The sequence below is a fragment of the Streptococcus timonensis genome (assembly GCF_047463455.1).
Classification (GTDB): Bacteria; Bacillota; Bacilli; order Lactobacillales; family Streptococcaceae; genus Streptococcus; species Streptococcus timonensis_B.
The window spans coordinates 1-5,206 of record NZ_JASHDV010000009.1; the positions used below are offsets into that span (position 1 = coordinate 1).

Sequence of the window (5,206 nt, forward strand, 5' to 3'; positions counted from 1 at the left end):
AGCTAAGCGACTTCCATATCTCACAGGGGGCAACCCCCAACTACTTCCGGCGTTCTAGGGCTTAACTGCTGTGTTCGGCATGGGAACAGGTGTATCTCCTAGGCTATCGTCACTTAACTCTGAGTCATACATACTCAAAATTGAATATCTTTCAAATTTCACTTGAAAACTAATCACGCTTCGTATTCTCAGTTACTTTGGATAAGTCCTCGAGCTATTAGTATTAGTCCGCTACATGTGTCGCCACACTTCCACTTCTAACCTATCTACCTGATCATCTCTCAGGGCTCTTACTGATATAAAATCATGGGAAATCTCATCTTGAGGTGGGTTTCACACTTAGATGCTTTCAGCGTTTATCCCTTCCCTACATAGCTACCCAGCGATGCCTTTGGCAAGACAACTGGTACACCAGCGGTAAGTCCACTCTGGTCCTCTCGTACTAGGAGCAGATCCTCTCAAATTTCCTACGCCCGCGACGGATAGGGACCGAACTGTCTCACGACGTTCTGAACCCAGCTCGCGTGCCGCTTTAATGGGCGAACAGCCCAACCCTTGGGACCGACTACAGCCCCAGGATGCGACGAGCCGACATCGAGGTGCCAAACCTCCCCGTCGATGTGAACTCTTGGGGGAGATAAGCCTGTTATCCCCAGGGTAGCTTTTATCCGTTGAGCGATGGCCCTTCCATACGGAACCACCGGATCACTAAGCCCGACTTTCGTCCCTGCTCGAGTTGTAGCTCTCGCAGTCAAGCTCCCTTATACCTTTACACTCTGCGAATGATTTCCAACCATTCTGAGGGAACCTTTGGGCGCCTCCGTTACCTTTTAGGAGGCGACCGCCCCAGTCAAACTGCCCGTCAGACACTGTCTCCGATAGGGATCACCTATCTGGGTTAGAGTGGCCATAACACAAGGGTAGTATCCCAACAACGTCTCCTTCGAAACTGGCGTCCCGATCTCATAGACTCCTACCTATCCTGTACATGTGGTACAGACACTCAATATCAAACTGCAGTAAAGCTCCATGGGGTCTTTCCGTCCTGTCGCGGGTAACCTGCATCTTCACAGGTACTAAAATTTCACCGAGTCTCTCGTTGAGACAGTGCCCAAATCATTACGCCTTTCGTGCGGGTCGGAACTTACCCGACAAGGAATTTCGCTACCTTAGGACCGTTATAGTTACGGCCGCCGTTTACTGGGGCTTCAATTCATACCTTCGCGTTACCGCTAAGCACTCCTCTTAACCTTCCAGCACCGGGCAGGCGTCACCCCCTATACATCATCTTACGATTTAGCAGAGAGCTGTGTTTTTGATAAACAGTTGCTTGGGCCTATTCACTGCGGCTGACCTAAAGTCAGCACCCCTTCTCCCGAAGTTACGGGGTCATTTTGCCGAGTTCCTTAACGAGAGTTCTCTCGCTCACCTGAGGCTACTCGCCTCGACTACCTGTGTCGGTTTGCGGTACGGGTAGAGTATGTTTAAACGCTAGAAGCTTTTCTTGGCAGTGTGACGTCACTAACTTCGCTACTAAACTTCGCTCCCCATCACAGCTCAATGTTATAGAACTAAGCATTTAACTCAATTCACACCTCACTGCTTAGACAGACTCTTCCAATCGTCTGCTTTAGTTAGCCTACTGCGTCCCTCCATCACTACATACTCTAGTACAGGAATATCAACCTGTTGTCCATCGGATACACCTTTCGGTCTCTCCTTAGGTCCCGACTAACCCAGGGCGGACGAGCCTTCCCCTGGAAACCTTAGTCTTACGGTGGACAGGATTCTCACCTGTCTTTCGCTACTCATACCGGCATTCTCACTTCTATGCGTTCCAGCACTCCTCACGGTATACCTTCATCACACATAGAACGCTCTCCTACCATACCTATAAAGGTATCCACAGCTTCGGTAAATTGTTTTAGCCCCGGTACATTTTCGGCGCAGGGTCACTCGACTAGTGAGCTATTACGCACTCTTTGAATGAATAGCTGCTTCTAAGCTAACATCCTAGTTGTCTGTGCAACCCCACATCCTTTTCCACTTAACAATTATTTTGGGACCTTAGCTGGTGGTCTGGGCTGTTTCCCTTTCGACTACGGATCTTAGCACTCGCAGTCTGACTGCCGACCATAATTCATTGGCATTCGGAGTTTATCTGAGATTGGTAATCCGGGATGGACCCCTCACCCAAACAGTGCTCTACCTCCAAGAATCTCTATGTCGACGCTAGCCCTAAAGCTATTTCGGAGAGAACCAGCTATCTCCAAGTTCGTTTGGAATTTCTCCGCTACCCACAAGTCATCCAAGCACTTTTCAACGTGCCCTGGTTCGGTCCTCCAGTGCGTCTTACCGCACCTTCAACCTGCTCATGGGTAGGTCACATGGTTTCGGGTCTACGACATAATACTAAGGCGCCCTATTCAGACTCGGTTTCCCTGCGGCTCCGTCTCTTCAACTTAACCTCGCATCATATCGTAACTCGCCGGTTCATTCTACAAAAGGCACGCTCTCACCCATTAACGGGCTCGAACTTGTTGTAGGCACACGGTTTCAGGTTCTATTTCACTCCCCTCCCGGGGTGCTTTTCACCTTTCCCTCACGGTACTGGTTCACTATCGGTCACTAGGGAGTATTTAGGGTTGGGAGATGGTCCTCCCAGATTCCGACGGGATTTCACGTGTCCCGCCGTACTCAGGATACTGCTAGGTACAAAGACTATTTTAAATACGAGGCTATCACTCTCTTTGGCTGATCTTCCCAAATCATTCTTCTATAGTCTTTGAGTCCACATTGCAGTCCTACAACCCCGAAGAGTAAACTCTTCGGTTTGCCCTCCTGCCGTTTCGCTCGCCGCTACTAAGGCAATCGCTTTTGCTTTCTCTTCCTGCAGCTACTTAGATGTTTCAGTTCACTGCGTCTTCCTCCTCATATCCTTAACAGATATGGGTAACAGGCATTACCTGTTGGGTTCCCCCATTCGGAAATCCCTGGATCATCGCTTACTTACAGCTACCCAAGGCATATCGTCGTTTGTCACGTCCTTCTTCGGCTCCTAGTGCCAAGGCATCCACCGTGCGCCCTTATTAACTTAACCTTATTCTTTTGACCTTTCAGTCATAAACTCTTATTAATACTACAGCGTTTTCGGTTTATTTTCTTGTTACTATTTGATATAGATATTCAATTTTCAATGTGCATGACTTGGTGATCTCTCACCAATGGAGCCTAGCGGGATCGAACCGCTGACCTCCTGCGTGCAAAGCAGGCGCTCTCCCAGCTGAGCTAAGGCCCCACAAGACCTCTCAAGACTAAACAAGACCAATGTGCATTCCTTATCCTTAGAAAGGAGGTGATCCAGCCGCACCTTCCGATACGGCTACCTTGTTACGACTTCACCCCAATCATCTATCCCACCTTAGGCGGCTGGCTCCTAAAAGGTTACCTCACCGACTTCGGGTGTTACAAACTCTCGTGGTGTGACGGGCGGTGTGTACAAGGCCCGGGAACGTATTCACCGCGGCGTGCTGATCCGCGATTACTAGCGATTCCGACTTCATGTAGGCGAGTTGCAGCCTACAATCCGAACTGAGATTGGCTTTAAGAGATTAGCTTGCCGTCACCGGCTTGCGACTCGTTGTACCAACCATTGTAGCACGTGTGTAGCCCAGGTCATAAGGGGCATGATGATTTGACGTCATCCCCACCTTCCTCCGGTTTATTACCGGCAGTCTCGCTAGAGTGCCCAACTGAATGATGGCAACTAACAATAGGGGTTGCGCTCGTTGCGGGACTTAACCCAACATCTCACGACACGAGCTGACGACAACCATGCACCACCTGTCACCTCTGTCCCGAAGGAAAACTCTATCTCTAGAGCGGTCAGAGGGATGTCAAGACCTGGTAAGGTTCTTCGCGTTGCTTCGAATTAAACCACATGCTCCACCGCTTGTGCGGGCCCCCGTCAATTCCTTTGAGTTTCAACCTTGCGGTCGTACTCCCCAGGCGGAGTGCTTAATGCGTTAGCTGCGGCACTAAACCCCGGAAAGGGTCTAACACCTAGCACTCATCGTTTACGGCGTGGACTACCAGGGTATCTAATCCTGTTTGCTCCCCACGCTTTCGAGCCTCAGCGTCAGTTACAAGCCAGAGAGCCGCTTTCGCCACCGGTGTTCCTCCATATATCTACGCATTTCACCGCTACACATGGAATTCCACTCTCCCCTCTTGCACTCAAGTTAAACAGTTTCCAAAGCGTACTATGGTTAAGCCACAGCCTTTAACTTCAGACTTATCTAACCGCCTGCGCTCGCTTTACGCCCAATAAATCCGGACAACGCTCGGGACCTACGTATTACCGCGGCTGCTGGCACGTAGTTAGCCGTCCCTTTCTGGTAAGATACCGTCACAGTGTGAACTTTCCACTCTCACACTCGTTCTTCTCTTACAACAGAGCTTTACGATCCGAAAACCTTCTTCACTCACGCGGCGTTGCTCGGTCAGACTTCCGTCCATTGCCGAAGATTCCCTACTGCTGCCTCCCGTAGGAGTCTGGGCCGTGTCTCAGTCCCAGTGTGGCCGATCACCCTCTCAGGTCGGCTATGTATCGTCGCCTTGGTGAGCCGTTACCCCACCAACTAGCTAATACAACGCAGGTCCATCTGGTAGTGATGCAATTGCACCTTTTAAGCACATATCATGCGATATCTACTCTTATGCGGTATTAGCTATCGTTTCCAATAGTTATCCCCCGCTACCAGGCAGGTTACCTACGCGTTACTCACCCGTTCGCAACTCATCCGGAAAGAGCAAGCTCCTTCCTTCAGCGTTCTACTTGCATGTATTAGGCACGCCGCCAGCGTTCGTCCTGAGCCAGGATCAAACTCTCATTAAAAGTTTGAGTTCTCACTCATTTCTGTCACTGACAGATTTATTGTTTATTCATTGTTCAGTACTATAACCTTAGTTATAGTGCCCTGCACATTGGTTCGTCTTGTTCAGTTTTCAAAGGTCTTTGTCTCTCACGCCTCTCGTGAGCGACAACTATATTAGTATATCACAGCTTCCAATCCTTGTCAATAGCTTTTTCAAACTTTTTTCATCTTCTACTGCAACACACTCATAGTCCGTACGGGATTCGAACCCGTGTTACCGCCGTGAAAAGGCGGTGTCTTAACCCCTTGACCAACGGACCCGAGCTTTT

Annotated in this window: 2 tRNA genes and 3 rRNA genes; all 5 read right to left on the reverse strand. The window is 49.7% G+C overall.

Annotated elements, in window-relative coordinates:
* Position 1: 1 nt before the first annotated feature.
* A 5S ribosomal RNA gene (rrf, locus tag QM847_RS08230) occupies positions 2-117 on the reverse strand.
* Between the two features lie 80 nt (positions 118-197).
* A 23S ribosomal RNA gene (locus QM847_RS08235) occupies positions 198-3,100 on the reverse strand.
* 125 nt (positions 3,101-3,225) lie between these two features.
* Positions 3,226-3,298: transfer RNA gene (locus QM847_RS08240), tRNA-Ala, on the reverse strand.
* 50 nt (positions 3,299-3,348) lie between these two features.
* Positions 3,349-4,897: ribosomal RNA gene (locus tag QM847_RS08245) — 16S ribosomal RNA — on the reverse strand.
* Together the 16S, 23S and 5S rRNA genes with 2 tRNA genes alongside form the textbook arrangement of a ribosomal RNA operon.
* A gap of 228 nt (positions 4,898-5,125) precedes the next feature.
* Positions 5,126-5,197 (reverse strand) — tRNA-Glu (locus QM847_RS08250).
* Positions 5,198-5,206: the final 9 nt, after the last annotated feature.